This window comes from Micromonospora sp. M42 (assembly GCF_000568915.1).
In the GTDB taxonomy this organism is placed as follows: Bacteria; Actinomycetota; Actinomycetes; order Mycobacteriales; family Micromonosporaceae; genus Micromonospora; species Micromonospora chalcea.
The window spans coordinates 361,445-375,372 of sequence record NZ_KK037233.1; the positions used below are offsets into that span (position 1 = coordinate 361,445).

The window sequence follows — 13,928 nt, forward strand, 5'->3', positions numbered from 1 at the left end:
CATGCGACTGCCCGAGAGCTTCTACCACAGCGTCCGTGGCCGGCTCGCCGAGGCGCTCGAACAACGAGGGCTGGACGGGTTCCTGGCCACCTCGCCGGCGGAGGTCGCCTTCCTCAGTGGCTTCTTATACATCGCCACCGAACGTCCGGTGTACCTCTGGCTGCCGCGGACGGGGGATCCGCTGCTGGTGATCCCGCGCCTCGACGAGGAGTACGCGGCCCAGCAGGGCGTGACGGTCCAGACCGTCACGTACTTCGAGTACCCGGGCGTGGTCACCGCCGAGGAGACGCTCGCCTCGGCGCTGTCCCGTCCGGGCGGTCCGGTCCGCCGTATCGGCGTGGGCGCGGGCCTTTCGGTCGGCGCGTTCCGGGCGCTGTCCCGGGCCATCGGCGGGGCCACGCTGGAGACCACCGACGCGGTCGCCGAGCTGCGGCTGCGCAAGTTCCCCGAGGAGATCCCGTTCCACGAGGCGGCCGCGCGGATCTGCGACGAGATGCTGGCCGCCGGACGGGCCCTGATCGAGGAGGCGCTCGCCGCCGGGCGGCCGCTGCCGCGTGAGGACGAGATCGCCCGGCACGTGATCGGCTTCGGCACCGACCGGATGTACGCCGAGTACGACCTGGTCGTCTACACCACCAAGCTGGCCGGCGGGCTGGTCTACGCCGGCCCGAACTCCGCCCTGCCGCACGGCCTGCCGACCCGTCGGCGGCTCCAGCCGGGCGACACCCTGATCCTCTCCCTCGGCGCGGCGGTGGCCAGCCGGTTCGTGGAGAGCGAGCGGACATTCGTCATCGGCGAGCCCACCGCCGAACAGGTGCGCTACTACGAGGCCGACCGGGAGGCGCAGGAGGTGGGCACCCAGGCGATGATCGCCGGGCGTACCTGCGCCGAGGTCAACCGGATCTGCCTGGACGTCCTGCGGGACCGGGGCCTGGGCGACTACATCCGGCACCGGCAGGGCCACGGCATCGGGCTGCAGAACCACGAGGCACCCTGGGTCGAGGACGGGGACCACACCGTGCTGGCCTCCGGGATGCTGCTGTCCAGCGAGCCCGGCGTCTACGTGCCCGGCCACGCCGGCTACCGCATCTCCGACACGGTCCTGGTACAGGACGACGGCCCGCGCCGGCTCACCCGGTACCCGCGTGACCTGGCGTCCAACATCATCGAGGGGGTCCGATGAGAATCAACGGAGCGGAACTGGTCGTCGAGGCGTTCGGCCCGGTCGACGGCCCGGCGATGATCGTGCACCACGGTGCGCCGGGCCTCGGCTCCCGCCAGGAGCCGAAGCGCTCGTTCGGCCCGTTCGCCGACCGCATGCGGGTCATCGTCTTCGACGCCCGCGGCTCCGGCGAGTCCAGCGACGACGAACCGTTCACCCACGAGCAGTGGGTGGCCGACGTGGACGCCATCCGCGCGCACTTCGGCTACGAGACGATCGTCATGGCCGGCGGCTCGTACGGCGGGTTCATCGCCATGGAGTACGCCATCGCCCACCCGGAGCGGGTCTCCGCGCTGGTGCTGCGGGACACCGCCGCGGACACCGCGCACGACCACCTCGCGGTGGAGCGGGCCCGTAACACCGACCGTTCGGTGATCCCGGAGTGGGTCATCGACCGGATCGGCACCGGCCGGTTCGAGAGCAACGAGCAGTTGCGCGAGTACTGGAAAGCGATCCTGCCGCTCTACGACCACCAGCACGACCCGGCAAAGGACGAGGCGCGGCTGGCCGCCACCCGGTTCCACTACCGCACCCACAACGCCGCCTTCGGGCAGAACATGCCCCGCTACGACCTGAAGCCGAAGCTGCCGTCGATCACGTGCCCGACCCTGGTGACGGTGGGCCGGCACGACTGGCGTACCCCGGTGGCCGCCTCGCAGGTCATCGCGGACCTGGTGCCCCGCGGCGAGCTGGTGGTCTTCGAGTCCTCCGGCCACTCGCCGCAACTGGAGGAGCCGGAGCTGTTCCAGCAGGTGGTGCGGGACTTCCTCAGCCGCGCCGGAGTGCTCCGATGAGCCTGCTGGAGATCGCCGACCTGAAGGTCGCGTTCCCCGGTCCGACCGGGCCGGTCAACGCGGTGAACGGGGTGTCGCTGCGGATCGAGTCGGGGCAGACCCTGGCCATCCTCGGTGAGTCCGGCTCCGGCAAGAGCGTCACCGCGCAGGCGGTGACGGGCATCCTCGACGTGCCGCCGGCGACGGTCAGCGGCTCGGTCCAGCTGCGGGGCCGGGAACTGCTGACCCTGTCACGCAAGCAGCGGGAGCGGGTCAGCGGCGAGGAGATCGGGATGGTCTTCCAGGACGCGATGGCGGCGCTCAACCCGGTCTTCACCGTCGGACACCAGATCGTGGAGGTGCTGCGGGTCCGGCGCGGCATGTCCCGGGCCGACGCCCGCCGCCGCGCCGTCGAACTGGTCGACCGGGTGCGGATCCCGGCGGCCAAGGACCGGATGCGGGACTATCCGCACCAGTTCTCCGGGGGCATGCGCCAGCGCATCATGATCGCGCTGGCCATCGCCCTGGAACCGGACCTGCTGATCGCGGACGAGCCCACCACCGCGCTGGACGTGACGGTGCAGGCCCAGGTGATGGAGTTGCTCGCGGAGATCCAGCGGGACAGCGGAATGGGCCTGCTGCTGATCACCCACGACCTGGGGGTGGTCGCCGAGGTCGCCGACGACGTGGCGGTGATGTACGCCGGCCGGATCGTCGAACGGGGCACCGTCGAGCAGATCTTCGCCGGTCCGGCGCATCCCTACACCGAGGGGCTGCTCAACTCGATGCCCCGGGTGGACCGGCGCGACGAGCAGCTCTACGCGATTCCCGGCGCTCCGCCCAACCCGGCTCGGCTCCCTGCCGGCTGCCCGTTCCACCTGCGTTGCCCCCGGGCCACCGACGAGTGCCGGGTCGTCCTGCCGCCGCTGCTGGCGCTGCCGGCCGATCGCGCCAGCGCCTGTCACCACCACGAGGAGGTGCTCGATGCCACCCGGCGATGAGGTCGTGCTGCGGGTCGAGAACCTGGTCAAGCACTTCCCGGTCAAGGGACGGGTCCCGTTCACCTCCGGCGGCGTGGTCAAGGCCGTCGACGGTGTCTCCTTCGACCTGCGCCGGGGCGAGACGCTCGGCGTGGTGGGCGAGTCCGGCTGCGGCAAGAGCACGCTGGCCCGCATGCTCGTCGGGCTGGAGCAGCCCACCTCCGGCGCGGTGCGCTTCGGCACGTCAGTGGTGCACCAGGCCAGGGGACGGGAGCTGCGGGCCCTGCGCCGGCGGATCCAGATCGTGCTCCAGGACCCGTACACGTCGCTGAACCCGCGCCGCACGATCCGGGAGATCCTGCTCCAGCCGTTCGAGATCCATCCGGACGTGCTGGACCGCCGGCGGCGGATCGAGCGGATCAAGGAGCTGCTCGACCTGGTCGGTCTCGACCCCGGCCTGCACCTGGACCGCTACCCGCACCAGTTCTCCGGCGGGCAGCGCCAGCGCATCGGCATCGCCCGGGCGCTCGCGCTCAGCCCCGACGTCATCGTCTGCGACGAGCCCGTCTCCGCGCTGGACGTGTCGGTCCAGGCGCAGGTGGTCAACCTCCTGGAGCGGCTCCAGGAGGAACTCGGCGTGGCGTACGTCTTCATCGCCCACGACCTGTCCGTGGTGCGCCACATCTCCGACCGGGTGGCAGTGATGTACCTGGGCAAGCTCGTGGAGACCGGCCCCGAGGTCAGCCTCTACGAGTCGCCCCGGCACCCGTACACCCGGGCGCTGCTGTCGGCGGTGCCGGTGCCGGACCCGGCCGGCCGGCAGGGGCGGCAGCGGATCCTGCTGGCCGGCGACCCGCCCAGTCCGGTGGATCCGCCCTCGGGCTGCCGGTTCCGGACCCGTTGCTGGCAGGCGGCCGACACCTGTGCCACCACCGAACCACCGCTGGCCGCCGGCGCGCATCCGGTCGCCTGCCACTTCCCGCTGGCCGCGTGACGGCCGGCGATCGCCAAAGGAGAAGCGTCTTGCTGCAAGAACCCGCCCCCCGGTACAAGGGTCACAGGTCGTACTCGTACCTGGAGCCGCACTCGGACTACCGGGTGTTCACGCTGGCCGAGGAGATCGGCCGGGTGCCGGAGCACGACCTCGGCCTGACCGACGCTCAGCGTGCGCGGGTGACGCGGCTGCTCACCGAGCACGCCGCCATCTCGCTGCACGAGCATCCGGTGGTCCTGCCGGCCGACGTCAGCGAGCTGCGGGCCTACAACCGCACCGCCCGCCAGCGCACCGGATACGAGGGGCTGGCGCGCTCCGGCCTGACCGCCGTCTTCGACAACTTCATGGCCGGCGCCTCCTGTGTGACGAGCGAGAACGGCTGGAAGTGGAACGACCTCGTCTACGCCCTCGGGATGCGGATGAGTGACCTCTACAAGCAGGACCACGTCTTCCTGGCCACGTCCCTGGACGACATCCACGCCGCGAAGCGGGACGGCCGGCTGGCCCTGGTCGCGGGCCTGGAGTGCAGCAGCCCGATCGAGAACGAGCTGGACCGGATCGACATCCTCTACGGCTTCGGCGTACGCCAGCTCGGCATCGCGTACAGCCAGGCGAACATGCTCGGCGGGGGCCTGTCGGAGAAGCACGACGGCGGGCTGACGCACTTCGGCCGCCGGGCGGTGGACCGGATGAACAAGCTCGGGATCGCCATCGACATCTCGCACTCCGGCGACCAGACCTGCCTGGATGTCATCGAGGCCAGCCGGGTGCCGGTGTTCATCACCCACGCCGGCGCCCGCTCGGTCTGGGACACCTCCCGGATGAAGCCGGACGAGGTGATCCGGGCCTGCGCCGAGCGGGGTGGCGTGATCGGCATCGAGGCCGCCCCGCACACCACGCTCTCGCAGGCGCACCAGCACCACTCGATCGAGTCGGTGATGGACCACTTCACCTACTGCGTGGACCTGGTCGGCATCGACCACGTCACGTTCGGTCCGGACACCATGTTCGGCGACCACGTGGGGGTGCACGACACCTACGCCGGCAACTACGCCCACGACGCCGGCAACCGTCCGCAGCACCCGCGGGTGGAGTACGTGTCCGGGCTGGAGAATCCGGGCGAGGCGTTCGGGAACATCGTGGGCTGGCTGGTGGCGCACGACTACTCCGACGACGAGATCGCCAAGGTGATCGGCGGCAACACCATCCGGGTGCTGGAGCAGGTGTGGTGAGGCCGTGCCGGTGATCGTCCGAGCGGACGTGGACGAACTACACTCCGTACGCCGACGCGGCGGCGGGCAGTGATGAGGTGAGGGCGGATGGCTCGGCGGGAAACCGCGCTACAGGCGGCGCACGGCCGGCTGCGGCAGCTGATCGGCAGCGAGTTCCGGTCGGGTGAGAAGCTGCCCAACGAGCGGGACCTGGCCGATCGTCTGGAGGTCAGCCGCGCGACGGTGCGCGAGGTGCTGGGGCAGCTCGCCGCCGAGGGGGTGGTGACCCGGACCTGGGGGATCGGCACCTTCGTGCACGACGACGCCGAGCGGGTGCCGGTGTCCATCGGTGACGTCACCGCGCTGCGGGACCGGATCACCGCCACGGGTCACCGTCCGACGCTTCAGGACGCGTCGGTCAGCCGGGCGAAGTGCCCGGCCGACTGCGCGCGCGTCCTCGGACTGGAGCCGGGCTCGCCGGTGTGGCGGGTCGACCGGCTCTTCGCCGTGGACGGGGTCCCGGCGGCCTGGATCCGTGATCACCTGCCGCTGCGGTTCGACGGCCGCGACCTCGACCCGTCCGGGCTGCTCAGCATCGACCTGGACATGTTCGAGTTCCTGGCCAGCGCGACCGGCATGCCGGTGCGGCGGGCGGAGATCGAACTCACCGCGGTGCTCGCCGACGACGAGGCCACCGAGCGGCTCGGCGTGGCGGTCGGACATCCGCTGGTCACCGCGACCCAGGTCGGTTACGGGACGGGCGGAGCGGCGCTGTTCCACGGCCACATCACGGTTCGCACCGACGTGTTGACGCTGCGGATCAGCCGCGGCGGGGCTCCGGAATCCGCCCCACCGGCCGGGTAGCCGGCGGCCCCGCGACGCGGGGTCGCGGGGCCGCCGTCCGGACGTCACCGGGGTCGGGGTACGCCGGTCAGGTGAGCGTGCAGGACTGGCCGTTGAGGGTGAACGAGCTGGGCCGCCCGGCGTTGCCGGTGTGCGTGGCCTGGAAGCCGATGGTGGTCGAGCCGCCGGCCGGGATGGCCGCGTTGTAGGAGACGTTGCGCGCCGTCACCTGGCCCGAGGAGGGGGAGTACGAGGCGTTCCAGCCGGAGGTGATGGTCTGGCCGCCGGGCAGCGTGAACGCCAGCGACCAGCCGTTCACCGCGGTCGAGCCGGTGTTGCTGATGGTGATGTTCTCGGTCAGGCCGTTGTTCCAGGCGTTCAGCTCGATGCGCACCGAGCAGGCGCCGGTGCCGGGCGGCGGCGTGGTCGGTCCCGGCGGCGGGGTGGTGGGGCCGGGCGGGGGCGTGGTCGGCCCCGGCGGCGGAGTGGTCGGTCCCGGCGGGGGCGTGGTCGGCCCGGGCGTGCTGGTCAGGCCGAAGAAGGCGATCGCCGCCGCGGCCATGCCGGACGACGGCAGGCTGTGCCCGGCGCCCTGGATGCTGTACGCCTCGACCTGCACCATGCCGGTGGAGTCGGCGTAGCGCCGCCGGTTCCAGCCGGACTGCGGCGTGTCGGTGGAGGTGGGGTTCTGGCTGAGCCCGAACACGTTCGTCCACTGCTCGATCGTCTCCTGCAGCAGCGAGTACGGCACGAGCGTGTCGTTGGTGCCGTGCCACAGCTGCACCCGGGGACGCGGCCCGGTGTAGCCGGGGTACGCCTGGCGGACCGCGTCACCCCACTGCTGCGGGGTGCGGTTCATGTTCCCGCCGGTGCACTGGCTGGACCCGGGCGGGTAGTCGGAGGCGCCGGCGAAGCAGTTGAACGGCACCCCCATGAACGCCGCACCGGCCTTGAAGACGTCCGGGTAGAGCGCCAGCATGTGGTTGGTCATCATGCCGCCGGACGAGCTGCCGGTGGCGTAGACCCGGTCCGGGTCGGCGCCGTACTGCTGCTGCACGTAGCGGACCATCGAGATGAGCGACACCGGGTCACTGCCGCCGCCGCGGCGCTTGGCCGCGTCGGACCAGGTGTCGAAGCAGTTGCCGAACCCGGCCTGCTGGGTGGCGCTGGGATAGATCACGATGAAGCCGTACCGGTCGGCCAGCCCGGCGAACTCGCTGCCGGAGTAGAAGCCGGGGCCGGAACCGCCGCAGCCGTGCATGGCCACCACCGTGGCCGGCCGGGACGGGCGGTTGTCCGGCACGTAGACGTGCATGCGCATGCGCCCGGGGTTGTCGCCGAAGCTGGTCACCTCGGCCAGCGACGCCGCGTACGCGGGTTGCACGGTGGGGATCACCAGGCCGGCCGCCACCAGCGACGCGGCCAGGGCCACCACCATCTTGGCTCTGATTCTCACGGAGACTCCTTCGATCGCCTGTGTGCAGGCGGGAATGAGCGGTCACGCGCCGCGCCGGCCGCCCGGACGGCAGCGGTGTCGCGCCTCGCTCACGGAATGTGGCTTGCCCGGCCCGGCTCCGCGCTCATATGGCACATAGTGTTCCCGTCGGGCGGTGAACTGTCAATCGAAGCACGCCGATACGCTGCGGCGGCGTTCGTCTAGAGTCGATGCTCCGTCCCTGAGCCGAGCCCGGAGCGCGTGTGCCAAGCCCGTTCGACATCGAGGAGATCTACCCGGACGAGGCGCCCACGCCACGGCTGCCCCGGCGGCAGGCCGGCACCTCGCCGCAGAGCGTGGCGGTGACCCTCCTGGCCGACTACACGCTGCGTACCCGGGCCCCGCTGCCGTCCGCCGCGATCGTCGAGCTGCTCGCCGAGACCGGGGTGACGAGCGCCGGCGCGCGTACCGCGATCAGCCGGCTGGCCCGGCGCGGCGTGCTGGAGGGCAGCCGGCAGGGCCGCAACAGCTTCTACCGGCTCAGTCGTGGCGCCGCCGCCGACCTCTCCGCCGGCGGCAGCTGGATCGTCGCCTCCACCGCCGACACGCAGGCGTGGGACGGGTGCTGGACGGTGGTCGCGTTCTCGCTGCCGCAGGACCGCGGCACGCAGCGCCGCGCCCTGCGCGGGCAACTGCGCTGGCTCGGCTTCGCGCCGCTGTACGACGGGCTGTGGATCTCCCCGTACGAGCTGGCGGAGCCGGCCCGGTCGCGACTGGCGCAGCTCGCGCCCGGCGCGGTCACCGTGTTCCGGGGCCGGCAGGACGCGCTCGACGTGACCGGCCAGCGCGCCCCCGTCGACGCCTGGGGCATCGCCGCGATCAGCGCCCAGTACGAGGATTTCCTGCGCCGGTGGACCCCGCTGGCGTCCCGGCTGGAGTCGGTCGACGGTCCGGCGGCGGTGCGGGCCCGCACCGAGGTGATGGACACCTACCGGCGGTTCCCCACGCTCGACCCGCGGCTGCCGCTGGAGCTGCTTCCGGCCGGATGGCTGCGCCGGCCGGCCCGGGACCTGTTCACCGCCGTCTACGACGGATTGGCCGAACCCGCGCAACGGCACGTGCGGGCGGTCGTCGCGCGGTTCGCCGATCCGGTGCCGCCCGGCATCCAGGCGCACACGACCGCCGACATGCTCGCCGGCGTACGCGAGGACGCCTGCGGGGCGGGCCCGGACTGACCGCCGGACGTCCCGTGGACACATCGGCGCCGGTGAGTCTATGGTCACGGGACTGCGGTGACCGCGAGGAGTGGCCATGAGCGTCCGCGTCTCCCTCGACGAGCTGCTCGGCGACGAGGTGCGGCGCGACCCGTACCCCTTCTACGCCCGGCTGCACGAGGCGGGGGAGGCGGCCCGGCTGCGGCCGGGCGACCCGCACGCGCTCGTCGTGCACGGCTACGAAGCGGTCAACCGGGTGCTGCGCGACCCGGTGTTCCGGGTGCTCGGCGCCGACTACCTGGACCGGGCCGGCGTCCGCTGGCGCCAGCACCAGGTGACCCGGATCCTGCAGTCGTCCATGCTCAACGCCGCCGAACGCGACCACCTCCGGGTCCGGCACCTGTTCTCCCAGGCGCTCACCCCGCGCCGGGTCGCCGCGCTGGAACCGGCCATCGGGCGCATCGCCGACGACCTGCTCGACCGGCTCGCCGAGGCGGGCGCGGACGGCCGGCCCGTCGACTTCATGGCGCGCTTCGCGCTGCGGCTGCCCAGCGACGTCATCGGCGAGCTGCTGGGCGTGCCGGAGGAGGACCGGGAGTGGTTCCCGCCCCGGGTCCGCGCGTTCGACGCGGTGCTGGAGATCGGCCGCCGGTCCATGCGCGAGGTCCGGGCCGCCAACGTCGCGGCGGCGGAGCTGACCGCGTACTTCACCGACCTGGTCGCCGCGCGCCGGGCGACCCCGCGTGACGACTTCGTCTCCGCGCTGCTGCGCGGCCTGGACGACGAACCCGGCCGGCTGACCGCCGACGAGCTGCTCGCCAACCTGATCATCATGTACAACGCCGGGTTCCGGACCACCGCGAACCTGCTCGGCAACGGGCTGGTGCTGCTCACCGAACGGCCGGACGCGCGGGCCGCGCTGCGCGCCGACCCGTCGCTGGCGGCGTCCTACGTGGAGGAGATCCTGCGGTACGAGCCGCCGGTGCACTTCGCGGTCCGGTACGCCGCGGTGGACACCGAGGTCGCCGGCCTGCCGGTGCCGGCCGGGCGGACGGTGGTCGTGCTGACCGGCGCGGCGAACCGGGATCCGCGCCGTTTCCCCGACCCGGACCGGTTCGACCCGTCCCGCGCCGACAACCGGCACCTGGCGTTCAGCGCCGGGCCGCACTACTGCTTCGGGGCGACGCTGGCCCGGGCCGAGGGGCGGCTGGTGCTGCCCCGCCTGCTGGGACCGCTTCCCGGCGCTGACCGCCGAACCGGGGCCGCGCCGCGCGCTGATGCTGCGCGGGTACGACCGGCTGCCGGTACGGCTGACCGATCGGGTGCCTTGTCAAACCAACCTGATCGAGTAAGGTCGATGCTACGCGGAGTGTCCGCTCCGCGCCTCACAGGTTCCGTCGAGCAGGTCGAGCGCGCCGCCAGGCACCGTGGAAGGGAAACACCGGACATGACCGATGAGATCCGCGCGTTCCTCCTCGCCGCACTGACCGAGATGAAGTACGACGTCGGCGACGTCGACGACGACACCGTCTTCGGCCCGGCCGGGCTCGACGTGGACTCCCTCGGCCTGGCCGAGCTCGCGGTGCGGGTGGAGGACCGGTTCGGGGTCGCGTTCGACGACGACGAGGCGGAGGAGCTGGCGATGATGACAGTCGGCGAGTTCAGCCGCGCGGTCGCGGCGCGGATCGCCCCGGCCTCGGCGCACTGACCGATGCCAGGGCACGGCACCCGGCCGCGTCACGCCCCGGCGCGCCGGTTCCGGTGAGCGTGCGCGAACGGGTCACGGTCACCGGCATCGGGCTCGTCAGCCCGGTCGGCGCGACCGCCGCCGAGGTGTTCGACGCGGTCTGCGACGGCCGCTCCGGGCTCACCCGGCCACCGCACGACCATCCGCTGCACGGCGTCGTCGACGTCGCCGCGTTCGCCCCGGCGATCGATCCGGCCACCGTGCTGCCCGGCCCGGAGTCCCGCGTCGTGGACCGGTCGATAGTCATGGTGCTGCGCGCGGCCGAGGACGCGCTCGCCGACGCCGGACTGCGGATCGGCCACGACGTCGACAGCTACCGGGTGGCGGTCGTCGTCTCCGGCGTCGGCGGACTGTCCACGCTGGAGGAACAGGTGCTCGCCCGCGCCGGGCGCGGACGGTTCGGGGTCAGCCCGTACATGCTGCCCGGCACGCTGCCCAACATGGGCGCGGCCCGGATCGCGATCAAGTTCGGCATCCACGGCTACACCTCGTCGATCGGCACGGCGTGCGCGGCCGGCGCGCAGTCGATCGGCGAGGCGCTGCGCATCCTGCGCGCCGGCGACGCGGACGTGGTGCTCGCCGGATGCGCCGAGGCGCCGCTGTTCCCGACGTTCGCCGACGCGTTCGGCAACGCCCGGGCGCTCGCCCGCGGCTGGGCCGACCCGGCCGCCGCGAGCCGCCCCTTCGACCGCCGCCGCAACGGGCTCGTCCTCGGCGAGGGCGCCGGGGTGTTCGTGCTGGAACGCGCCGCGCACGCCGCCGCGCGCGGCGCCCGCCGGCACGCCGACGTGCTCGGCTGGGGCGCCACCAACGACGCCCACCATCCGACCACGCCGCGTCCGGACGGCGCCGGCGCGGCCCGGTGCATGCGCCTGGCCGTCCGCGACGCCGGTCTGGAGCCCGCCGACATCGGGTACGTCAACGCGCACGGCACCAGCACCCGGGCCGGGGACGCCGCCGAGCTGGCCGCGCTCGCCGACGTCTACGGCGCGGAAGCGCCGCCGCTGAGTTCGACGAAGGGCGTCACCGGGCACATGCTCGGCGTCTCCGGCGTGATCGAGGCGGCGATCGCGGTCGAGGCGCTACGCCGCGGCCTGCTGCCGCCCACCCGCAACCTGGACGAGCCGGAGCGCGACGGCGAGGTCGACCACATCCGTGGGCGGGCACGCGCGACGACGGTGGACGCGGTGCTGTCGAACTCGTTCGGCTTCGGCGGCCACAACGTCAGCCTCGTCCTGGCGCGGCCCGCCTGAGCGGCGGGTCAGCGGAGCGTGATCACCGTGGCCGCGTCGTACGCGGCGACGGCGACGCTGAAGTGCGGGCGCAGCATGTCGGCCACGTAGCCCAGGTCGGCGACGAGCGGCACCGGCAGCAGAGCGCGCTGGTCCAGGCCGGTACGGGTGGCGACCAGCTCGATCCGGTCGGCCTTGAGCAGCCCCCGGGTGAGGAACGCCGGCAGGTCCTCGGGGAGCAGGCAGCGCCACATGTCGACGTTGACGATCAGGTCCAGCGCGCCGGCCTTGAACTGCTGGAGCACGGTGCCGAGCAGGTGGGAGTTCGTCCCGCCGACCGGCGCGTCGTGGTCGAACGTGTGCGACCCGGGGCCCAGGTCGAGCGCGGACACGCCGTTGCCGACGACCAGCGCGGCGCTCGTGGCCAGCTCGTCGCGCAGCGACCCGGGCAGCACGTCCGGCCGGCCCAGCCCACCGGAGCGGTACGCCTCGATCGCCGCGCCGTAGAGCCGGATCCGGCCCAGGTGCCGGCCGAACGTGTTGATCCCGTACAGCACCTCGACGTCGTAGCGCAGGTGCTTGCGCAGCAGGTACTTCATGTTGTCCATCGAGGCGATCCCGTTGGACGTCTTGCGGAAGTGCGGGAGGTGGTAGGAGAGCGCGTCGACGTCCAGCCGGAACAGCTCCGGCGGGGCGCCGTGCAGATGGAACACCCGGTAGAAGAACTCCAGGTCCTCGAAGCCCCACTTGACCATCGCCTCGTCGAAGCCACCGACCCGCCGGAACGACTCGTGGTCCACCGACGCGTTGTGGGTCAGGCCCAGCACCCAGGGCGCGCTCGGGAAGTCGCCCATCCGCTGCGGGAGGGCGATGTCCTCCAGCCGCGGGTCGCCGCGCTCGGCGTCCAGCATCGCCGGCACGACCGGCTCGCCGCGGCGCAGCGCGTCCGCGCCGGCCCAGTCCAGGTCGTACCGCTGGCCGAGCAGCACCCCGGGACGGCCGGCGCGCCCGGCGTGGAAGTCGCGGTGCCGCTTGAGCAGCGTGGGGTGCGCCACCGTGTCGGCGTCCAGGAACATCAGCGTGGCCGCGCGGGCCCGGGCCGCCGCCGCGTTGCGGTTGGCGCTGCGCCCCCGGTTCCGGTCGCTGCGCACGTACTCGATCCGCAGCCGGCCCCGGTACGCGTCCACCACCGGGCCCAGCGCGACGGCCGACCCGTCGTCGCCGACGACGACCTCGAAGTCGGCGGCCGGCAGCGTCTGCCGGGTCAGCGAGCGCAGCGTGGTGTCGAGCGCGGACGGGTTCTCGTGCGCGGGCACCACCACGCTCAGGCTGGGCCGGTCCGCTGTGGGCATGCTCAGCGCGCGGTGGAGTTGGCGGTGATGTAGTCGGCCAGGTCCCCGAGCGTCGCCATCCGGTCCTCGTCCAGCTCCTCGACGTCGATCTGGATCTCCAGCTCGTCCTCCAGCGCCAGCAGCAACTCCAGGCCGAGCGAGGAGCTGAGGCCGAGCTCGTCCATCAGCTGGGTCTGCTCGGTGACCGGCGCGTCCGGCCGCAGCATCCGGGTCAGCAGCACGGTCAGGCGGTCCACGACCTGGTCCCGGGGCGGCGCGTCGTGTTCTAGCACCGGGGCTCCCACGGATCGATCACGCGCTCCAGCATGGAGTCATCAGAGCAGGGGAGATCGGTGAGTGTCAACGGGTGCGATGGTGGTCACGGGCAGTCACCGAGGTCGGTGCGACACTCGACGGCGTACGGCTCGTCGCCGGCCAGCGCCACCGCCACCGCGTACCCCCGTGGCGCGACCAGGTCGGCGAGCCGGTGCCGGCCGGCCGGGTCGGCGCACTCGACCACGTCGGCCCGGTCCACCGGCATCCCGAGGTTGGGCCACAGCCGGCCCCCGGCCGCCTTGACGGCCGCCTCCTTGCGGGCCCACAGCCGCACGAACCGCCGCGCCCGGGCGGCCTGGTCGGGGCCGGCGGCGACGTGCCGCGCCTCCCGGGGGTGGAAGAAGCGCGCGGACGCCGGCACCGGGTCCCCGCCCGGCACGACGTGCTGGATGTCCACCCCGACCGGGCGGCCGTCGCTGAGCGCCACCGCGACCAGATCGCCGGAGTAGGACAGGCTGGTGTGCAGGCCGCGCCACGGCCCGGTCAGCGCCGGTTTGCCGTACCGGCCGCGGCGCCAGGTCAGCGCCGCCGGTGACGCGCCCGTGGCCCGCCCGGCCAGCACGCGCAGGCGCCGTGCCACCGTGAACCGGTCCCGCAGCCCGTCGGCGGC

13 protein-coding genes are annotated in these 13,928 nt (G+C 73.0%); 9 read left to right on the forward strand and 4 right to left on the reverse strand.

Translation table 11 applies throughout. The annotated features are described in order from the left end of the window. The first annotated feature begins 1 nt into the window (after window position 1). The 6 genes from MCBG_RS01310 (at window position 2) to MCBG_RS31005 (ending at window position 6,044) form a co-directional block, all read left to right on the forward strand. Window positions 2-1,183: a M24 family metallopeptidase gene (locus MCBG_RS01310; protein WP_043323243.1), complete on the forward strand. Its 1,182-nt coding sequence runs from the start codon at window positions 2-4 to the stop codon at window positions 1,181-1,183. Then, window positions 1,180-2,016: an alpha/beta fold hydrolase gene (locus MCBG_RS01315; RefSeq protein ID WP_043323247.1), complete on the forward strand. Its 837-nt coding sequence runs from the start codon at window positions 1,180-1,182 to the stop codon at window positions 2,014-2,016. The genes MCBG_RS01310 and MCBG_RS01315 overlap by 4 nt, the downstream gene beginning before the upstream one ends. Beyond that, a complete protein-coding gene (locus MCBG_RS01320; protein ID WP_043323248.1) occupies window positions 2,013-2,996 on the forward strand; it encodes an ABC transporter ATP-binding protein in 984 nt (327 codons plus the stop codon). Before MCBG_RS01315 ends, MCBG_RS01320 begins: the two co-directional genes overlap by 4 nt. After that, the gene (locus MCBG_RS01325) at window positions 2,980-3,969 is read left to right on the forward strand and encodes an ABC transporter ATP-binding protein (protein ID WP_043323250.1); all 990 of its coding nucleotides are present in this window, start codon (window positions 2,980-2,982) and stop codon (window positions 3,967-3,969) included. The genes MCBG_RS01320 and MCBG_RS01325 overlap by 17 nt, the downstream gene beginning before the upstream one ends. 29 nt (window positions 3,970-3,998) lie before the next feature. Further along, on the forward strand, window positions 3,999-5,201 hold the full coding sequence (locus MCBG_RS01330; RefSeq protein WP_198033260.1) for a dipeptidase: 1,203 nt from the start codon (window positions 3,999-4,001) through the stop codon (window positions 5,199-5,201). A gap of 87 nt (window positions 5,202-5,288) precedes the next feature. Then, complete coding sequence (locus MCBG_RS31005) at window positions 5,289-6,044, forward strand: GntR family transcriptional regulator (RefSeq protein ID WP_051610902.1); 756 nt, start codon at window positions 5,289-5,291, stop codon at window positions 6,042-6,044. Between the two features lie 67 nt (window positions 6,045-6,111). On the opposite strand, the gene MCBG_RS01340 is transcribed toward MCBG_RS31005, so the two are convergent. After that, a complete protein-coding gene (locus tag MCBG_RS01340) occupies window positions 6,112-7,479 on the reverse strand; it encodes an extracellular catalytic domain type 1 short-chain-length polyhydroxyalkanoate depolymerase (RefSeq protein WP_084789395.1) in 1,368 nt (455 codons plus the stop codon). 242 nt (window positions 7,480-7,721) lie between these two features. Between MCBG_RS01340 and MCBG_RS01345 the strand changes: the two genes are divergently transcribed. From MCBG_RS01345 to MCBG_RS01360, 3 genes are all read left to right on the forward strand, one after another. Next, window positions 7,722-8,693: a PaaX family transcriptional regulator gene (locus tag MCBG_RS01345; RefSeq protein WP_043323252.1), complete on the forward strand. Its 972-nt coding sequence runs from the start codon at window positions 7,722-7,724 to the stop codon at window positions 8,691-8,693. A 76-nt stretch (window positions 8,694-8,769) separates the two neighbouring features. After that, entirely contained in the window at window positions 8,770-10,380 is a 1,611-nt protein-coding gene (locus MCBG_RS01350; RefSeq protein WP_223200979.1) for a cytochrome P450, read from the forward strand. A 53-nt stretch (window positions 10,381-10,433) separates the two neighbouring features. Further along, window positions 10,434-11,672, forward strand: coding sequence for a beta-ketoacyl-[acyl-carrier-protein] synthase family protein (locus MCBG_RS01360; RefSeq protein ID WP_043323254.1), 1,239 nt, complete (start codon window positions 10,434-10,436; stop codon window positions 11,670-11,672). Between the two features lie 8 nt (window positions 11,673-11,680). Here MCBG_RS01360 and MCBG_RS01365 read toward each other — a convergent pair whose 3' ends face one another. The 3 genes from MCBG_RS01365 to MCBG_RS01375 all read right to left on the reverse strand — a co-directional run. Continuing rightward, window positions 11,681-13,003, reverse strand: a complete 1,323-nt coding sequence (locus MCBG_RS01365; protein ID WP_043323256.1) for a glycosyltransferase family 2 protein — start codon at window positions 13,001-13,003, stop codon at window positions 11,681-11,683. 2 nt (window positions 13,004-13,005) lie between these two features. After that, a complete protein-coding gene (locus tag MCBG_RS01370) occupies window positions 13,006-13,275 on the reverse strand; it encodes a phosphopantetheine-binding protein (RefSeq protein ID WP_030499105.1) in 270 nt (89 codons plus the stop codon). An 86-nt stretch (window positions 13,276-13,361) separates the two neighbouring features. Continuing rightward, a partial coding sequence (locus MCBG_RS01375; protein ID WP_084789399.1) for a 4'-phosphopantetheinyl transferase family protein occupies window positions 13,362-13,928 on the reverse strand: 567 nt, incomplete at its 5' end.

Excerpts from the sequence above, each read along its gene's own strand:
- MCBG_RS01315 (WP_043323247.1), top strand. The coding sequence starts at position 1,180 with ATGAGAATCAACGGAGCGGAACTGGTCGTCGAGGCGTTCGGCCCGGTC.
- MCBG_RS01365 (WP_043323256.1), bottom strand. The coding sequence starts at position 13,003 with ATGCCCACAGCGGACCGGCCCAGCCTGAGCGTGGTGGTGCCCGCGCAC.
- MCBG_RS01325 (WP_043323250.1), top strand. The coding sequence starts at position 2,980 with ATGCCACCCGGCGATGAGGTCGTGCTGCGGGTCGAGAACCTGGTCAAG.
- MCBG_RS01320 (WP_043323248.1), top strand. The coding sequence starts at position 2,013 with ATGAGCCTGCTGGAGATCGCCGACCTGAAGGTCGCGTTCCCCGGTCCG.
- MCBG_RS01310 (WP_043323243.1), top strand. The coding sequence starts at position 2 with ATGCGACTGCCCGAGAGCTTCTACCACAGCGTCCGTGGCCGGCTCGCC.
- MCBG_RS01350 (WP_223200979.1), top strand. The coding sequence starts at position 8,770 with ATGAGCGTCCGCGTCTCCCTCGACGAGCTGCTCGGCGACGAGGTGCGG.
- MCBG_RS31005 (WP_051610902.1), top strand. The coding sequence starts at position 5,289 with ATGGCTCGGCGGGAAACCGCGCTACAGGCGGCGCACGGCCGGCTGCGG.